This is a genomic window from Chryseobacterium artocarpi, from assembly GCF_001684975.1.
GTDB classification, from domain to species: Bacteria; Bacteroidota; Bacteroidia; order Flavobacteriales; family Weeksellaceae; genus Chryseobacterium; species Chryseobacterium artocarpi.
In genome coordinates this window covers 407621-425405 of sequence record NZ_MAYH01000023.1, presented here as the reverse complement: position 1 = coordinate 425405, position 17785 = coordinate 407621, and the positions used below count along the sequence as shown (strand labels likewise).

The following is a 17785-nucleotide window of genomic DNA, read 5'->3' as shown; positions in this document are numbered from 1 at the left end:
TAATATATATTTATACTGAGGCTTCCTAAGCTTTTTAGGAATAGCAGATGCAAAATAACGAAAATAAAAAAAGCTACAGACCATTTTATCTGTAGCTTTTCTTTATATCTGTAAAGAATCTATGACTTAATAAACTCTAAAAGATCTCTGTTTATCGTTTCTGCTTCTGTAGTTGGCATCCCGTGTGGAAAGCCCGGGTAAGAAATTAATTTTCCGTTTTTAAGTAGAGTAGCAGCTATTTTACCTGTCGTTTCAAAAGGTACAATCTGATCATCTTCGCCATGCATTACCAATACCGGAACATCTACACTCTTAAGATCTTCAGTAAAATCGGTTTCAGAGAAGGCTTTCACACAATCATAATGGGCTTTGATGGAGCCGTTCATTCCCTGACGCCACCAATTTCTCTGAATTCCTTCAGACACTTTTGCCCCTTCTCTGTTATATCCGTAAAAAGGGAAAGTGATATCAATAAAAAACTGCTGTCTGTTGTTAGCTGTATTATTTCGGATATCATCGAAAACAGAAATAGGAACTCCATTTGGATTATTTTCATTCTGAACCATGATGGGAGTTACCGCGCTTACCAATACAGCTTTGGCAACTCTTCCTTTACCATGTTTTGCAACATATCTTATCACTTCACCACCACCAGTGGAATGTCCGACGTGGATAACATCTTTTAAATCCAAAGCGGCTACAATCTCAGCAACATCGGAAGCATAAGTATCCATATCATGCCCGTAAGGGGTCTGTTCAGATCTTCCGTGACCTCTTCTGTCATGGGCAATCACTCTATATCCTTTTTCCAGAAAGAAAAACATCTGAGCATCCCAATCATCGCTTGATAATGGCCATCCATGATGGAAAAATATAGTTTGACCTTTTCCCCAGTCTTTATAATAAATTTCTGTGCCGTCTTTTAATGTAAGTTTGCTCATAGGTTCTTTTTTTACGATTAATAAAATAGTTTGTTTGTTCTTTTTATATTCACAAATGTAGATGGAAAATCTTCCCTATCCGTTGATCTAAGATAATATAATTGATTAAGTTGTAAAAGAAACGAGAGATACATTAACGATAATTTAACAGCAGAGTTTAAAATATAACAATTTATAATACAGTCTTTTGTGAAAGTATTTAGAAGTCGTAAAAGCTGTTTGCCAGATAAAATATGGCTGATAGCGGGGATTGTTTCAAGTAATGTATCTTTTTAATATTGCTTAATAAGACGAATAGAATTTTTGAAGTATGAAAATAATAGCATTCAGTATCTTATGTGTGTTGACTTCCGTTACAGCTTGTACACAAGAAAAAAAAGATAATTCTCCATGGATTCCTTCAAAAGCAAAGACAATCTATACAGTTCCGTTTTTAACGAAGCAAAATGATTTTATATATGTAGATAAAATCAGCTTGAAACCTGTTAATAATCAAAAATTCCGAAATGCTTCCGTATTGACTCCGACAGGTTTTGCAGTAGTTGAAAATGATAAAAATGAATATGCCGTTATAGATGAAACAGGAAAAGTAGTATTAGATTTTTCTGCAAGCCCAATCAGCTTGGATGTAATCAATGGACTTACATTCTATAAAAAGGATATTGAACATGAAAAGAAAATGCCTGTATGGAAGTGGGATTGGAATATTTTAGGAGGCGATATTAAAAAAGAGCAAACCTATCATAAATTTGAGATTGGCGTTTTAGAAACCAAACAGGTTTTACTTCAAAAGGATGTTCCTTATCTGGAGGACAATTATTCTCTGAATTTTGTTTCCGTAGATGAAAATCATGTTTTTTGGAACGGAACTCTTTATCAAATCAAAAAAGGACATTTAAGCAAAGCAGAAAATAACATTGCTGAATTATTGGAAAACAAACGTTATATCAAAACTTCAGGGAACTCTTTTTCAATCTATGGTTTGGATCAAAAAAAAACTCTTCACAACGGATTAAAAGGTACAGAAACACTTTCAATCAAGTTTGGGAAGGAAGATATTATTTTGAAAGAAATTAATAAAGAACGTTATGAGCCGGAAGTTCCTAAGCTTTTAACAGATAACAATACCAATGATATTTACCCTTTTCCACAATATGAAAAGGTATTTCCCAAAGAGATAACAAAGGCAACTGCTGCTCAGATTGATTTCATTAAAAAGACATCACTTGTATATTCTATAACCAATTCACCTTACTTTTTACTTGGCGTTTTTAATTATGATCATGACGTATGGGCATTCGATTGGCTTTATATTGATACAAAAGGAAACGTTACAGATTCTATTGATAAGTATAATTTTAAGGTTTTGGATCAGATTGGAAATATAGTCTGGCCTGATCGAAAAATGATTATACCTACTCAATTTGTAGATAAAAGCTGGAAGTTCGGAAAGATTACTTCTTATAGTGGGATGAATGATCTGTATATTATTCCTATTGAAGATAAAAACCAACTGAGAACGATGGGATTGTGGGATAGTGATAAGAATGTGTGGGAAATCAAACCTGAATATTATGCTATTTCAGTACTGGATACAGAAAAGCAGATTTATGCACTTCAAAAAGAGAAAGACGGCTTGTACATATTGTATGACAATAAGAATAAAAAGAGTATTGGTTCCAAAGCTTATATTTCTGTCAATTCTGATGGTTTGGTCAATGTTAAGCAAAATTCTGGTGAAAATATGTACTATTATATCGATATTTACTCCGGAAAAGAATATAAAGAGAATTAAAAACAACTTCAAAATACTATAAATTATGACTTTCAGAAAGTTATTACCTGTTCTTGCCTGTGCCGTAAGTCTTTCATCTTTTGCACAAATGAGAACGGGAGTATATTTTTCTTCAGATAAAAAATACAGCGAAATTATTGAAGACATAGGAAATCCATTACCGGGAAAGGCTGTGATGATTGTACAGACATTTGTTCCTAATCATGGAAGCTATGTCTGGTATCTGAACGAAAGCAAAGCTAAAAATGAAGGTTATTTAGACAATAAACCAAAAGATTTGCATTCAGGTATTTTTCTGGAAGATCATGGTGGATTAATTCAGCAAATTACTTTTAAAGACTTTGCAAAAGGGTTGTCACAGCCCAGATACCTCATTAATTTTTGTGAGATTGGAGATGCCAATAACGATGGTTTTCCTGAGTTTTATCTTACTTATTTTGAAGAATCAGACGGGTTAGATGCTAAACCTTTAAAGGTGATCGTATATACAAGTATGAGTAAAAAAGAATTCTCGAAATCTAAAATTACAGGCTGGATCCCTTTTCAGGAAGAAGATCAATATCGAGAAGAAAAAGATGAAAATTTCAAATTGTTGCCCAATGCAATAAAAATGAAAGCGGAAAAGATCTTAAAGGCTGCTAAAAAAGGACTAAACTAAAATGTTTTTATCATTGACAACGTTTTATCAAAAAGCATAAAAAACCACTATTATCAGGGATATTTTCATCAGGAACCTTTCATTATCTTTAATTTAAAAATAAGGTAGTGAAAGACTTCATAATTTTAACTTCATTCTTAACTCTTTTTGGTTGTAAAACTGATGCTCAGAAATTAGAGGTATCTACTATTTATACGGAACCGACTAAGGTTACAAGAGAAGTTCCGGGAACAGATTCCACCCATACTCTCACAACGACAACGGAAATTACGGAACGTCTTGATCCCAGAATTTTTATGCGGTCTAAAAATGCGGACAACTTAAAATTTAGAATCCAAGGAAATATCAGCTCTGGTGGGCATACTATTCATCAAATTAAAAAAATTCGTTTTGAAAAAGGAGCACAAGTTGGGAATAGTATAACATTAAGATATTATGTTGAAATAAAGAGAAAGCCTGGCAAAGAAAATGCAAATGTAACGGGGTATAATTATGTAAAAGATGAAAATTACAAAATACCGAAAGATGTTAAGATCATAAATATTGAACTGTATGAAAACCAAATTAATACATCTGATATGACTCCTAAGCTTATTGCTAAGCAAACCTTTAATTTCTTTGCGAAAATCTAACTGTTTTGAACCCCATCTTAGTGTTTAAAGTAGAGCCATCTAAAAAATTAAATTAGTAATCAATGTCAAATGCTGATAAAGTAATAGAAGAAATTGGGTTGTATTTAGAAAAATCAAGTTTCAAAAAATCAAAAATTACCAAAGAAGAATTGAAGAAAAATGGGCGGAAGCAGATGATGAAAAATACAATATTCATCAGGCAAATATTTATATTGGAAGGATGACCAACGAATACATTTGGGCAAAAGATTTTGATAATATGATGCGCTGGCTGGCAGAAGACGAAAAACATACCTCTTCTCAAAAACATGAGCCTTATATCATTAATTATTATAAAGGACAATGTTGTTTAGAGTGTGGAAATGAAGAAAAAGCTTTAGAGTTTTTCAATCTTTCGTATGCCGAAAATCCTGACTATATTTTTGAAAGAGCTCCTTTTTGCTATGAGTTTTTTAATAAGCATCTTGAAAATCCAAGAGATCTAAACTCCAAAACAGAAGATTACGAACCTGAAATAGATTTCTATATTCAATTAGAGTACTGGGAAAAATTCTTTGAAGAAGAGGGAGAACTTTGCTATAGTTTTTTAGATGATGATAGTGAAATCACGGAAAAAGCAACCTCTTTACAGGAAAACGGCATTGAATACCTGCAAGAGAATCAGGAGCGGATATTGCAAAATATGCTGGGAGAACTTTTAAAGATTTATCCTGAATTACAGAAGGCTTATGATTATTCGGAAGATTACAAAAAAGATTTCATGCCTGATCTAAAAACGATTAAAGGTTTTTCCGGTTTATTATCACCAACGGTATTCTATGTAACATCAGTGGTGAAAGATGATTATCCATACATCGGTTTTAGCTTTAATTGTTCATGGGATAATGAACATGATCTGGGTTTTATGATCCATAAAGATCGAGTGGTTGAGATTGGCGATGCTGCCTTGGCTTTTGATATATACACTGCGGAAAATGATGCTCAGTTAAATTAGAATATATGAAGAAAGAATTAGCAAACCCGCCTTCAAATGAACGTGACCGCGAATTGTGGATGCAGCATGGGGCAGGGTATATTATTTTCGAAAACATTAGGAAGTATGCCATTGATAGACTGCCAGCAGAGATTGACGAAAACCTCCGTGAAGCTCATTTAAAAACTATTGACAATACTATTTACGGAATGATGATGCAAATGGACGGAATTTTTGATCCTCTGGAAAATGAAAACTATCACTTAGCATTACAAACCACTATTGTTTTATATGAAGATGGAGAAGTGATTGAAGAACTCAATACTCTTGATGGCGATGGAATGTGCATGGGATTCCATGGATGGATGGAAAACGATTTTGGGAATGATGAAATTGTAAATCATTAAATAAACATGTCTGATTTCAGAATATAAAAATCCTATTTATCAAATATGAGTCTTACTTCAGAACAACAAAATTTTATTAATACTAATTTCCATGAAAACATTCCGAAAAGAGAGTTGAATGAGTCAAAATTTAAAGAATTAAAGACTTCCGAAGAATTACATTATCTTGCTACTCAGCACAATTGGGATCATGGAGTAAAAGTTTTACAATGGATTGCGGAAAGTCCGGTTTGCAGTGAGGCGACAGCTTTAGAATTATTTTGGTTGGCTCAACCACAAGATTTTGAGGAGTATAAATTAGATTCAACCTTAAAAAATGCATTTCAAAACGAGGTTTTTACTCTTTTAAAAACACTTCTTGTCAATTATCCGAAAGGCTTTTACCCAAAAACAACTATTGTATTTGATCCCAAACCATTGTATGAAAGCCAATTAATAATTCCCGATTGGATTTTTCAGAAAACAAAGGGGGAGGAAAGCTATGTTTATTATGAAGAAGATGATATAGACTATTGGTTTGAAGAAGATTGGAAAAAGAATATCAACCGTGCTGAAACCTCGATAGAGTTATTCAATATAGCTTATTTTATAAATGAACCTGAACATGCAGATCTGATATTACAGCATCCGCTATGTGATAAAGGAATTGCAGTGCTGACATTCTGGCGATTGTATACCGAATGTTCTCTATATACAGATACAAACGACAAGCTGAAAGAAATTATTAATAATATCCTAAACAATAGGTATCCTGAAATATTAAGCTACAACCCTCAGTCTGATGAAAAAGTAGATTACAAAAAGAAAAAAATTGCTTGGGAAATACCTGAAATATTCAGAAAACCTGTCTAAATAATACAGCTATCTTTAATAAAATAAGACTATGAAAAGTAAGTTTGCTTTCTCGTTTTTAAGTGCCGCTTTGGTAACGGTTCTCAGTTGTAAAGATCCTGAAAGAAAAAAAACAAATTTCCCGAATACCCTGAAAAATACCCATTGGATTATTGAGGCTGGCGGATTGATCAAGCCAGATGGAGAAAAAGACTATTACCTTTCTAAGAGGATAGATACTGCATTTATTTTAAATTTTCATGCTATAGATTTTCTGGATGCTGAGAAATTTAAAAGTTATGATAGCTGGGAATGTGGAAATGACTGCTTTACAGAAGTCCATGGAAAATACTATTTTACAGAAAGCAATAGGATAGATATGCAGGTTGATAGCATTACCCATTGGGGAACTTGTGATGAGCCTAAACAAATTTTTAAACCCGTAAAAGAGATGTCATTTAATATTGCAAAAGATGGAAAGCAACTCATATTGGTAAGAAATAAATAGACACAAGAAGGAAAATATAAGAATAGAACTACTCGTATAATTGATCATTAAAATTAACTTCCAGCCTCTTTCTTCCAGTTTCCAGCTTCAACGCATCAGAGGTATTTTTCCTATATTTACGTTCTTTAAGGTAATAAAATTCAATAGATATAAAGGTTTGATATACAGATTATTATTTATATTCATTTTATGTGTTTGTCCGTTTTTTGCTCAGGCACAAGATGCTTTAAGCAGATTAGAAAAGGAATATAACAATGCTTCAGACAAAACAATAGAGCAGCTAAATCTGGCTCCCAAATATGCGAAAGCATTATTCCTACAAAACTTAAAATCAAAATCTTATCAGGTTTTGGAAGCCAATATTCCTACTGCCACAAAGCAGGCTGACGGAAAATATGCTACCATTTTGTATGCTGTTCAGGCAATGAATTATCGATTGGATAATAAAGAGTCCGAATCTTCAAAAAGTCTGGAAAAAGCAAAGATATACAGCTTAAAAACAAACAGTAATGAAGCTAAAGGCTATTTTGAATATGCAAAGGGATGGATTCTGGTAAGAAATAACAAAACGACAGATGCCGTTGCAGCTTATCTTAAAGCGATTGATTATTATGAAAATTCACCCACAACTTCTACACTGTACGGAAGATTTGGAAACGTAGCTAAAGAATTATCCACCATTTACTCCAACCTGAATGAATATCAGCTAGAAGAAAAATATAGCAAACAGTTCATGCTATTGGCTTCCAAGCAGAATGATCCCAACCTTACCTTTGATGCCTACATGCGAATGGGGTATGTGTATGAACAAAAATACATTCAAAATCCCACAGATATAAACTGGAGAAATAAGGCAGAACAATATTATGTGTTGGCGATCACTACTTTCAATAAAAGTCAGGATGCGATGCTTAATAAGAGTAACCTTTCTTATGCTGCGATTAATCTTGCCAATTTATACATTAGCTTTGATCGGGAAAAGGCGATGAAATATGCCCAGATAGCCAACAAGGTAAGTCTGGAAACAGGAGATCCTATTCATATTGCTTCCTCCTTTGGAATTCTTGCAGAACTTGCAACACAGGATAAAAATTATGAACTGGCAAAATCTTACTTTTTAAAAGCCTCTATGGAAATCGGGAGAGGTCCGGTAAGAGATCATAATATTGAATTATCCATCCTTGAATCCCTATCCGAAATCAGTGAAGAACAAGGTAATTATAAAGAAGCACTCACGTATTACAAAAGCTATGTAGATAAATACAAAAGCATTTATGATCAGGAAAAACTGGATATAACCAAAAGACTGGAATCTCAGTTTGAGAAAGAAAGACAGGAACAAAAGTACATAAAGCTACAGCTTGAAAGTGATAAAAAAGCACAACAGATTAAGCTGATCAATATCCTTAGGGCACAACGTGAACAGGTTTATAATAACTTAAAACTTGTTGAAGAAAATCAACGGGAAAGACTCAAGTTTTCAGAACTCGAATCAGAGAAAAAAGAACAGCAGCTTCGTTTGGCAAAACTGGAAACCCAACAGAAAAATAATGATATTAACAGCTATAAAAAGCTATTGACCTTCAAGGAAAAGATCAATACTTATTATATTACTTTTATTTTCATTTTCATTGTTTTGATTATCTTATTGTTATATGCTTATAAACAGCGTGTAAAATCAATGAAACAAAGAGATGAGCTTCATGCTTTGGCATTAGAAAAAGAAAAGCAGAACTCTAAGATATCCACGCTTACCGCTTTGCTTGAAGGACAGGAGCAGGAGCGTGGTCGTCTGGCACGTGATCTTCATGATGGATTGGGAGGTTTACTTTCAGGAACGAAACTTCAGTTATCCTCTTTAAATCCTCAGCAAGACGGAAATATAGAAGACGGAATTTCAAAATCTATTAATCAGATTGATGGTGCTGTGGAAGAACTTAGACGTGTTGCGCATAATTTAATGCCGGATCTATTAATAAAATATGGTTTGGAAGCAGCTATTCAGGAGTTTGCATCCCGTATGTCAAGCAGTGCATTAGACATTCATACTGAATTTATCAATTACAGCAATTCTATGCCGGAAGAAAAGCAATTGATTATGTATAGAATCATTCAGGAATTGGTCAATAACGCGATAAAACATGCCGATACTTCCGAAATCATTATTCAGATCAGTGAAGAGGAAAACGTATTGAATCTTACTGTAGAAGACAACGGGAAAGGCTTTGATCCGACACAATTAGACAAACGCAAAACAGCAGGTTTTCATAATATAGAATCAAGAGTCCAATTTTTAAAAGGAACGATGAATATCAGATCCGAACAGAATATTGGTACCAGTATAGAACTTCAAATCCCTATTAATTAAACATGATAAAAGTAGCCATAACAGATGACCATCCACTTTTGCTGGAAGGGCTGAAAAACATTTTAGGAAGCAGCGATACCATTGATGTGGTAGACTGTTTCAAAAGCGTTTCAGAAATGAATGAAGGCTTGGCAAAACACAGTATCGATATTTTATTGCTGGACATTAATCTGGCAGATATCAACAGTATTGAACTCATAAAACCTTTAAAGAAAAAGTATGAAAATCTCCAGATTATTATGCTTAGCGTTCACAATGAACTGCCTGTGATCAATAGTACTCTTGCAGAAGGAGCGTTGGGATACATCCAGAAGAATGCTTCGGTTTCTGAGATTTTGGAAGGAATTAATACCGTATATACAGGTAATCGGTTTTTATGTTCACAAACTACTTCTGTTTTAGAGAAAAAATCACCGGAAGGATTACATCAGGTTCCGAAGCTGACGAGAAGAGAAAAAGAGATTTTAGCAGAAGCCGCAAAAGGTCTTACGACAAACCAAATGGCGGAAAAACTTTTTATCAGCCCTCATACCGTAGAAAGTCACAGAAAAAATCTTATTGAGAAATTTCAAACCGCTAATCTTAGTTCAGCAATTAAGCTGGCAATCGAATATGGTTTGATTATCGAATAATATTTGATTGTAAAAACATTACACCAATTTCACAGATGATATTGTGAATTTTATTTATAGATGCATTAAAATCTATAAACCTATGTGGTTAAAAATAAAGAAGCAGGGAGTAATTTAAGCTTCATCAGAATCGATACCAATCGATTCAATTCTTAGCCTACCTAAAATAAAGCATCAATAAAAATAAAACTTAGCATTTATAAATTTAAACCATAAAATTTTTATATAACCAGCAAAAAGGTCTGCTTACATCGTAAAAGCAGACCTTTTCTATATAATTTAAAATTAGGTGTTCAATTATTTAATCTCTGAATCTCAGCGCAGCCTTAAACAGATCTTTTTTTCCTGTTAAATCATAATCATCATTATATACAGGCTCATACATCAAAACAAAAACATTTCCGTTAAAATCCTTTAAATTGATTGGCTGTGCAATCATTACATCATAAAATCGGGTAACAGTACGGGTAGCTGTCCATTGCTTTAAATTCCCTTTAGGATTTTTATCAAATCTGTGATCTTTTGCATCCGTATAATACCAATACGATGGTGCCTGATCCATCAAAAACATTTCTTTATCCTTGTTGTATAATTCCTCAGCCATTCCTGTATTCTGAAACCATGGAACTTCAGCATTGTAAACTCCCAAAGCAGCTGCATAAATATCTTTATCCGTCGTTGCCCCGATTAAAAAACCTTCCAGATTATTCGAAGTAAATTCAAATTGGAATGGTGTTTTTTTCAATACATAAACATCATTTACAGGCTCAATTATTTTTCCATCCTGTTTGATTACCACTTTTAATGACTGTGCAAAAGTGACGATACCAAGTAAAGAAAAGAGAAGGGTTAAACTTATTTTTTTCATGGTTGATCTTTAAATAACTGCTGCAAAGATATTGGACTTTATCCCCATAAACACTGGCTGATTTCAGGGGTTTTTTATTTTTCCAAGCTTAGATTAGTAACAATAACTCCTTTTTTACCCTTTAACAATTTATCATTCTGGCTTTTACCTAAAACAAATTAGGTTTCAATTTAATCTTTATAAAAGCAGTCTTTTGTTTCTTACCTTTTGAAGCCGCAGAATTTACAGGATATACTTCAGCATAGAACGTTTCCTGATCTGCCCAAAAAGCTTTTGTTTCCTCTGCAATTTTGAAGGTAGTGAAGTTTACATAGAAAAGACTTTCCTGACCAGAGCCCTGTCCCGGGTATTTACTGATCTCAAAATTACTTCCTACATCGTCATTGGAACCAATATAAGAAATCCAGTTTTTACCAGGCAGGATATGAGGAAATCCACCTGTAAAGAGTGCAAAATCCGCCGTTGACTTTACATTATAAAAAGTATAATATGTATCTAAAACCTCTGCTGAGTTTTCTTTGAAGATCTCCAAATTCAAGGATGGAGACTTTCCTATATATTCATTTGATAACAAACCATCTTCAGTAGATACATTTTCATGTTGAGTAATGATAGTTTCCTTACCATTCCCAGTAAAGATCCAGTTATTATCTTTAAGTTTTACAGAAGGATTTTTAACAAAAACTTCATCAATTCTGTTTTTTGAAGCTGTTTTAAATTCCTGTTCAGAAACTTCGGTTATTGTTCCGTATGTATTGAATGATTTATTTTTTAAATCTACATTCCCTTTCAGTTTACTGCTTCGGATCTCATAAAGATCTATTCCTTTCAGTGTAAGCTCAGATGCCGGAGTGAATTCTGATTTTAGAACAAACGCCTCAATACTATTGGAAATATTGTTATTGATGCTGTAATGAATAGAGTAGAAGTCATCAAACTCTTCAAAGCCATAATAGTTATCAAGTTTATTGTAAGCCACTTTAAGACGGGGTGCATCTTTATTTGGAGATACAAAGAACTGTACAGAATCAAGTTTGGTAAATAATTCAAAAGGTACATTAAGCACATTATCTACACCTTTTACTTTTTTGAAATCGGTAAAAGTTATGATTTTTTTTGTGACTTCAGTTTCAGACTTGTTTATTTCAGAAGTATTATTTTTAGAATTACATCCTGTTATGGTTACCATTGAGGATATAAATAAGGGATATAAGATTTTCATTTTTTTCTGCAAAAGTATCGGTAATCGGGCACGCAGCAAATAAAATCATAGAAAATGGCTGAAAACAGGGATATAATAAATGATCTATTTTAGGGAATTTTACAAAAGCTAAATTAAAGGTATTGTAAACCGTTTTATATAGATGAAAAACATAATAATCAATTGCTCATTTTTAATAACTATGTTGGCTTCCTGTTCGCCTGCTACAGACAAAAAAGTGAATACGGCAGATTCTACAGAAGCAAAAAAAGCAGATACTGTGGCTACACAGAGTTCTGCAAAAAATGAGATCACCAAGCCCGAGATGCCAGGCGATTTTTTAGCCTTGGTTCCTATTGATGTATTGAACCCCAAAAGTACAAACGTACATGAAAAATATGGAATAGAATTCTCAGGAAACTGTTATTCATGTGATTTGGCAAGTATATCTATAACAAACAATACCATGGTATGGACGAATGTGTGTGATGAAAAAGATACTTTTAAAATTAATGATTTTTCATTTACTAACGAAGGTAGCCAGACAACTATAAAAACTACGGAAAGAACTTATATTTTAAAACAAATAGATAAAGCTCCTGTTTACGAACTCAGTATAGAAGGAAATAAACTAGAATTAAAAAATAAAAGAGTATCGAAGTATTTTACAACTCAAAAAGCTTTACCTCTTTTTACAGAACACGACTGCGGGGATTTTGAAGGGTAGAATAGTCCTATAAATCTATTGCAGACACCATGAAAAACTAATTAAAACAACAGAGTAGTCTTAAAAGTTAGGGGAGGATCTTCTACATTTAAAATGATTGACTTATATAAAAAACACAAAATAATATATAGTCATTTTATCTGTAAATAAGCTAAGGACATAATAATATTTGCAATATTGCAATCTCCCCAACTTTTATGCTAAATCAACTTTAATTATCTTTTAACTTTTTCCGTGAAAACTTAAACAAAAAAAAACCTCAAAATATTTTGAGGTTTTTATATTTAAATAATTGAATTATTTTGCTGGTTTTTTAGGACTCATCATCATAATCATTCTCTTTCCTTCAAGCTTAGGAAGCTGGTCTACTTTTCCTACGTGCTCTAGTTCCTGAGCAAGTTTTAAAAGCAAAATTTCTCCCTGGTCTTTAAAGATAATCGAACGTCCTTTAAAAAATACGTAGGTTTTTAATTTAGAACCTTCTTCAAGGAATTTCTCAGCATGTTTCTTTTTGAATTCATAATCGTGATCATCAGTCTGAGGTCCGAAACGGATCTCTTTTACAACCACTTTTACTTGCTTAGCTTTAAGTTCCTTTTGTTTTTTCTTTTGCTCATATAAGAATTTCTTATATTCTAATATTCTTGCAATGAAAGGTTCTGCCTTGTCAGAAATTACTACTAGATCCAATTCTTGTTCCGCAGCAATCTGTCTTGCTTTGTCAATTGGATAAATTCCTGGCTCTACGTTATCGCCCACCAAACGAAGCTCTCTCACACGAATTTTATCGTTGATCAAGTGTAAGTCCTCTTGTACCGGACGTCTTTGTGGGCCCCTGTTGTTAAATCTTTGTGCTATTGTATTATAATTTTATTGGTTAACTACTTATTTTTTATATAAAGGATTGAGAGCATTAGACATATTAATCTCTCAATACCTTATTTTCTTATTCTAATTAGATCGCTGCTTCCTTTTTGAAGTAAGTCACAAAATCTTCCATTTTCATTACTCCAAGATCTCCTTCACCACGTCTTCTTACAGAAATTGTACCTTCTTTCTCTTCGTTTTCTCCTACTACAAGCATGAAAGGAATCTTCTTTAATTCAGCATCACGGATCTTTTTACCAGTCTTCTCGTTTCTGTCATCAATCTGACCGCTAATATCGTGATTTTCTAAAAATTGTGAAACTTTTTTTGAATAATCTACATACTTTTCACTGATCGGTAGAATAATAAACTGATCAGGACTCAGCCATAATGGGAAATCACCTGCCGTATTCTCTAATAAAATAGCAATAAAACGCTCCATAGAACCGAAAGGTGCTCTGTGAATCATTACCGGTCTATGCTTCTCATTATCACTTCCGATATAGTGAAGATCAAATCTTTCCGGTAAGTTGTAATCCACCTGGATAGTTCCAAGCTGCCATTTTCTTCCTAAAGCATCTTTCACCATGAAGTCAAGCTTAGGACCATAGAATGCTGCTTCACCATATTCTACAACTGTTTTTAAGCCTTTCTTCTGAGCGGCATTGATGATAGCACTTTCCGCTTTCTCCCAATTTTCGTCAGTACCGATATACTTCTGCTTATTTTCAGGGTCTCTTAATGATACCTGAGTTACAAAATCTTCAAACCCTAAAGATTTGAATACATAAAGCGTAAGATCAATTACTTTTTCGAATTCTTCTGAAAGCTGATCCGGAGTACAGAAAAGGTGAGCATCATCCTGAGTAAACCCACGAACTCTTGTTAATCCGTGAAGTTCTCCACTTTGCTCATATCTGTATACCGTACCAAATTCAGCATATCTTTTTGGAAGGTCTCTGTAGCTCCATTGTGAAGTCTTGTAGATCTCACAGTGGTGCGGACAGTTCATTGGCTTCAATAAGAATTCTTCTCCTTCATTTGGAGTTTTAATCGGCTGGAAGCTGTCTTCCCCATATTTATCCCAGTGTCCTGAAGTTACATACAATTCTTTTGCCCCGATGTGTGGAGACATTACAAATTCATAACCTCCTTTTTTCTGAGCATCAGAAAGGAAATTTTCTAGTTTTCTTCTTAAAGCAGTTCCTTTTGGTAACCATAAAGGTAAACCTGCACCTACTTTTTCAGAGAATGCAAAAATTCCAAGCTCTTTACCAAGTTTTCTGTGGTCTCTTCTTTTAGCTTCTTCTAATCTTTCAAGGTATTCAGTAAGCTCTTTCTGTTTAGGGAAAGAAATACCATATACTCTTGTCAGCTGAGGATTTTTTTCGTTTCCTCTCCAGTAAGCTCCTGCTGCATTTAAAATCTTAACCGCTTTTACAATTCCCGTGTTAGGAATGTGTCCTCCACGACATAAATCTGTGAAGTTATCATGAGTTACAAAAGTGATTTCTCCATCATTAAGATTAGAGATCAATTCTACTTTGTAAGGATTATCTGCATATGTTTTTAAAGCATCTTCTTTAGAAACCGGGTATAAAGAGAAAGTAGAACCTTTTTTAGCGTTCTCAAGAATTTTCTTCTCAATCTTCTCAAAATCCTTTTCAGATAAGCTTTCATCACCGAAATCTACATCATAGTAGAATCCGCTTTCAATTGCCGGACCAATGGTCAACTTAGCATTTGGATAAAACTCAAGGATTGCCTGCGCCAAAAGGTGAGCAGAAGAATGCCAGAAAGCTTTCTTACCCATGTCATCATTCCAGGTCAAAAGCTGTACCGTAGAATCCGTGGTTATAGGTGTGGTCGTTTCTACTTGTTTGTCATTAACAATTGCGGAAATGGTATTTCTAGCCAATCCCTCGCTTATAGATTTTGCCACATCTAGAGGAGTCACTGCTCCTTCGAATTCTTTGACACTATTGTCTGGAAGTGTAATTTTTATCATTGTTTACTAAGAAATTTTAAGATGCAAAAATACGCATTTTTTAGATAAAATACTATATTAGCATATATTTAGAATGATAATTAATATTATAGATGAAAAAGATATTCGTAGTTTTTGTTTCACTGGCTTCTACATTTGCCTTTTCACAGAAAAATACCTCTAAGTTTTCCGTTACTTACAACAAAAATGTAGAAACCTATTTTCTTGCCGAAATTCTTTCAGCAGAACACCGAAAAACAAATAAAGACTTTGAACTTTATAAAATAAAAGAATGTTCAGTATATCAGCCAATTGTAAAAAATGCTTTGGCTAAATACAACCATTTGAAAAATTCTGATATTGCTATTTTAACAGCAAAATTAAATGATGCTTTGATCGAAAAATTCGGTTCAGGAAATGATTTTCTGATGAAACCATTGATGTATCATAAAGAATTTCCGGCAACGGGCTGGATCAACGAATATCAATTTGACAACAATAATTTAACCAAAGGACAGAACAAAGAAGCCACCGATTTAATTAGAAATTATCTTTCAGAACTCTCAAAATTCTACAAACAGGAGAATCTTGAACAGTTTTTTAAGGAAAACAAAGACTTTTATGCTGGTGGAATAAATGAATACAGCAAACAGATCCCGGCGGGTTTTACCAACGCAATGGAGCAGTTTTATGGTGAAAGTTTTAATACATATACCATTCTTATCTCTCCAATAATGATGTGGCCTATTGACAATAATGAAGGAAGGGGAATAGGTGCCGATGTTCTTTTAAAAACAGGAAAAAAGAATATTTATGAGATTGCAAGCCCCTTTGTAAAGGTTGAGAAGCAAGGACAGTTTGGTTATGATAATCAATTTCAGGCTAGATTTTTAAGTGTTCATGAGTTTGGACATTCCTTTGTGAATAAAGAAGTGTACAAGTATAAAGATAACCTTAAAAAGTTTAAAGATCTGTTTGAAAACTCAGAATTAAAGGAAGCAATGATCAAAACCGGAGGTTATGGAGATTACCAGACCTGTGTGGCTGAACATCTTGTAAGGCTGGGCGAAATTCAGACTGCAAGGCTTCAAAAAGATTTTGAAAGAGCAAAAAGACTGGAAGCCTATCACCTGAAGGAGAACTTTATTTTCCTTCCGCAGCTGGAAGAAAAGATTAAAGAATATAATTCGAACAGGAAAAAATACAAAACTTTCGGAGGTTTTGTACCTCAATTGTTAGAAGTTTTTGAAAATACAGATATTGAATCTATCAATAATATGTTGGCACAAAACAAGTAATAAAAGCTATAAATTGTCATCCACTATGAATACAATAAACATTGATTTACACTGCGATTTATTATACTATTTATTAAGATCGAACTCAACTATTGATGATAAAGAATTAGGCAGCTCTTTACCTTATTTACAAGAAGGGAATGTAAAGCTGCAGGTAATGGCTATTTACTCAGGAACGGGTGCAAACAGTACTGTTCACGGTTTGGAACAGAGTAAATTGTTTTCAGATTTGATAAAAAACGAAAATTTCTTCCTGTTTAATCCTGAAAATTATAAATCTTCTGAGAATAAAAACCGGGTTGGAGTCATTGCTTCCATAGAAAATGCTTCTTCTTTCTGTGATGAAAATGAAAGTCTGGATTCTGGATTTAAAAAGCTGGAAACCATTATAGAAAACACCCACAAAGTTTTTTATATTGGAATTACCCATCATTTGGAAAACCGTTTCGGAGGCGGGAATAATGCTACAACAGGACTAAAGGATGATGGAAAAGTGCTGATTGATTATATCTCGGATAAAAAAATAGCAATCGACCTGGCGCATACAAGTGATCAATTGGCGCATGATATTTTCAATTATGTGGATCAGAGAAACTATTCTATTCCTATTTTGGCAAGTCATTCCAACTTCAGGTCTGTCTATAAAAACAATAGAAATCTTCCTGATGAGCTGGCAAAAGAAGTTATCAGCAGAAAAGGCTTAATCGGACTAAATTTCATCAAAGACTATGTTGATCTTGAAGATCCTAAAAGATTGTATGAACATATTCAATATGGCTTGGATCTTGGAGGTGAAGACAGCCTTGCTTACGGTGCAGATTATTTCTACTGGAAAGATCATCCGGACATTTCTCGTCACCCTTTCTTCTTTGAAGAGCATTCGAACGCATCAGTTTACCCTGCCATTAATCAGGAAATTGAAACAAGATTCTCTTCTGAATTGATGGAAAAGATCAGCCATGAAAATGCTTTAAGATTTATTGAAAGTATTTATAAATAACTTATTTAATTTATTATTTAACGCAAATTTTTATTATGAATCTTTGCGTTAAATAACTTTATGTAAATTTCTGTTTTTTATATTGTTGGAAG

Annotated in this window: 17 protein-coding genes; 12 read left to right on the top strand and 5 right to left on the bottom strand. The window is 33.5% G+C overall.

The window, feature by feature from the left end; genetic code table 11:
• Positions 1-119: 119 nt before the first annotated feature.
• The gene (locus tag BBI01_RS09935; RefSeq protein WP_065394512.1) at positions 120-941 is read right to left on the bottom strand and encodes an alpha/beta fold hydrolase; all 822 of its coding nucleotides are present in this window, start codon (positions 939-941) and stop codon (positions 120-122) included.
• Positions 942-1251: 310 nt separating this feature from the next.
• On the opposite strand from BBI01_RS09935, the gene BBI01_RS09930 reads away from it, so the two are divergent.
• The 9 genes from BBI01_RS09930 to BBI01_RS09890 all read left to right on the top strand — a co-directional run bounded on the left by BBI01_RS09930 (position 1252) and on the right by BBI01_RS09890 (position 9745).
• Entirely contained in the window at positions 1252-2736 is a 1485-nt protein-coding gene (locus BBI01_RS09930; protein ID WP_065394511.1) for a hypothetical protein, read from the top strand.
• Positions 2737-2761: 25 nt separating this feature from the next.
• The gene (locus tag BBI01_RS09925) at positions 2762-3394 is read left to right on the top strand and encodes a hypothetical protein (protein WP_065394510.1); all 633 of its coding nucleotides are present in this window, start codon (positions 2762-2764) and stop codon (positions 3392-3394) included.
• A gap of 107 nt (positions 3395-3501) precedes the next feature.
• Positions 3502-4026: a hypothetical protein gene (locus BBI01_RS09920; RefSeq protein ID WP_228393977.1), complete on the top strand. Its 525-nt coding sequence runs from the start codon at positions 3502-3504 to the stop codon at positions 4024-4026.
• Positions 4027-4246: 220 nt separating this feature from the next.
• Positions 4247-5020 carry a DUF6985 domain-containing protein gene (locus BBI01_RS09915; RefSeq protein ID WP_083190065.1) on the top strand — a complete coding sequence of 258 codons (774 nt, stop codon included), beginning with the start codon at positions 4247-4249 and terminating at the stop codon, positions 5018-5020.
• A 5-nt stretch (positions 5021-5025) separates the two neighbouring features.
• On the top strand, positions 5026-5406 hold the full coding sequence (locus tag BBI01_RS09910) for a hypothetical protein (protein ID WP_065394509.1): 381 nt from the start codon (positions 5026-5028) through the stop codon (positions 5404-5406).
• 45 nt (positions 5407-5451) lie between these two features.
• Positions 5452-6258 (top strand): DUF4274 domain-containing protein, encoded by an 807-nt coding sequence (locus BBI01_RS09905; RefSeq protein WP_065394508.1) that lies wholly within the window; start codon positions 5452-5454, stop codon positions 6256-6258.
• Positions 6259-6289: 31 nt separating this feature from the next.
• Positions 6290-6745, top strand: coding sequence for a hypothetical protein (locus tag BBI01_RS09900; RefSeq protein WP_065394507.1), 456 nt, complete (start codon positions 6290-6292; stop codon positions 6743-6745).
• A gap of 157 nt (positions 6746-6902) precedes the next feature.
• Complete coding sequence (locus BBI01_RS09895) at positions 6903-9113, top strand: tetratricopeptide repeat-containing sensor histidine kinase (protein WP_228393976.1); 2211 nt, start codon at positions 6903-6905, stop codon at positions 9111-9113.
• Between the two features lie 2 nt (positions 9114-9115).
• Positions 9116-9745 carry a response regulator gene (locus BBI01_RS09890; RefSeq protein WP_065394506.1) on the top strand — a complete coding sequence of 210 codons (630 nt, stop codon included), beginning with the start codon at positions 9116-9118 and terminating at the stop codon, positions 9743-9745.
• A gap of 301 nt (positions 9746-10046) precedes the next feature.
• Here BBI01_RS09890 and BBI01_RS09885 read toward each other — a convergent pair whose 3' ends face one another.
• Together BBI01_RS09885 and BBI01_RS09880 are read right to left on the bottom strand one after the other, a co-directional pair.
• On the bottom strand, positions 10047-10613 hold the full coding sequence (locus BBI01_RS09885) for a hypothetical protein (RefSeq protein ID WP_065394505.1): 567 nt from the start codon (positions 10611-10613) through the stop codon (positions 10047-10049).
• A gap of 148 nt (positions 10614-10761) precedes the next feature.
• A complete protein-coding gene (locus tag BBI01_RS09880; RefSeq protein ID WP_065394504.1) occupies positions 10762-11835 on the bottom strand; it encodes a resolvase in 1074 nt (357 codons plus the stop codon).
• A gap of 142 nt (positions 11836-11977) precedes the next feature.
• On the opposite strand from BBI01_RS09880, the gene BBI01_RS09875 reads away from it, so the two are divergent.
• The gene (locus BBI01_RS09875; protein ID WP_123862127.1) at positions 11978-12541 is read left to right on the top strand and encodes a hypothetical protein; all 564 of its coding nucleotides are present in this window, start codon (positions 11978-11980) and stop codon (positions 12539-12541) included.
• A gap of 297 nt (positions 12542-12838) precedes the next feature.
• On the opposite strand, the gene infC is transcribed toward BBI01_RS09875, so the two are convergent.
• Positions 12839-13339 carry a translation initiation factor IF-3 gene (gene infC / locus BBI01_RS09870; RefSeq protein WP_172625635.1) on the bottom strand — a complete coding sequence of 167 codons (501 nt, stop codon included), beginning with the start codon at positions 13337-13339 and terminating at the stop codon, positions 12839-12841.
• Between the two features lie 157 nt (positions 13340-13496).
• Positions 13497-15416, bottom strand: a complete 1920-nt coding sequence (gene thrS, locus BBI01_RS09865; protein ID WP_065394502.1) for a threonine--tRNA ligase — start codon at positions 15414-15416, stop codon at positions 13497-13499.
• A 92-nt stretch (positions 15417-15508) separates the two neighbouring features.
• Here thrS and BBI01_RS09860 point away from each other — a divergent pair, with 92 nt between their 5' ends.
• Together BBI01_RS09860 and BBI01_RS09855 are read left to right on the top strand one after the other, a co-directional pair.
• On the top strand, positions 15509-16693 hold the full coding sequence (locus tag BBI01_RS09860; protein WP_065394501.1) for a DUF4932 domain-containing protein: 1185 nt from the start codon (positions 15509-15511) through the stop codon (positions 16691-16693).
• 25 nt (positions 16694-16718) lie between these two features.
• Complete coding sequence (locus BBI01_RS09855) at positions 16719-17693, top strand: dipeptidase (RefSeq protein ID WP_065394500.1); 975 nt, start codon at positions 16719-16721, stop codon at positions 17691-17693.
• Positions 17694-17785: the final 92 nt, after the last annotated feature.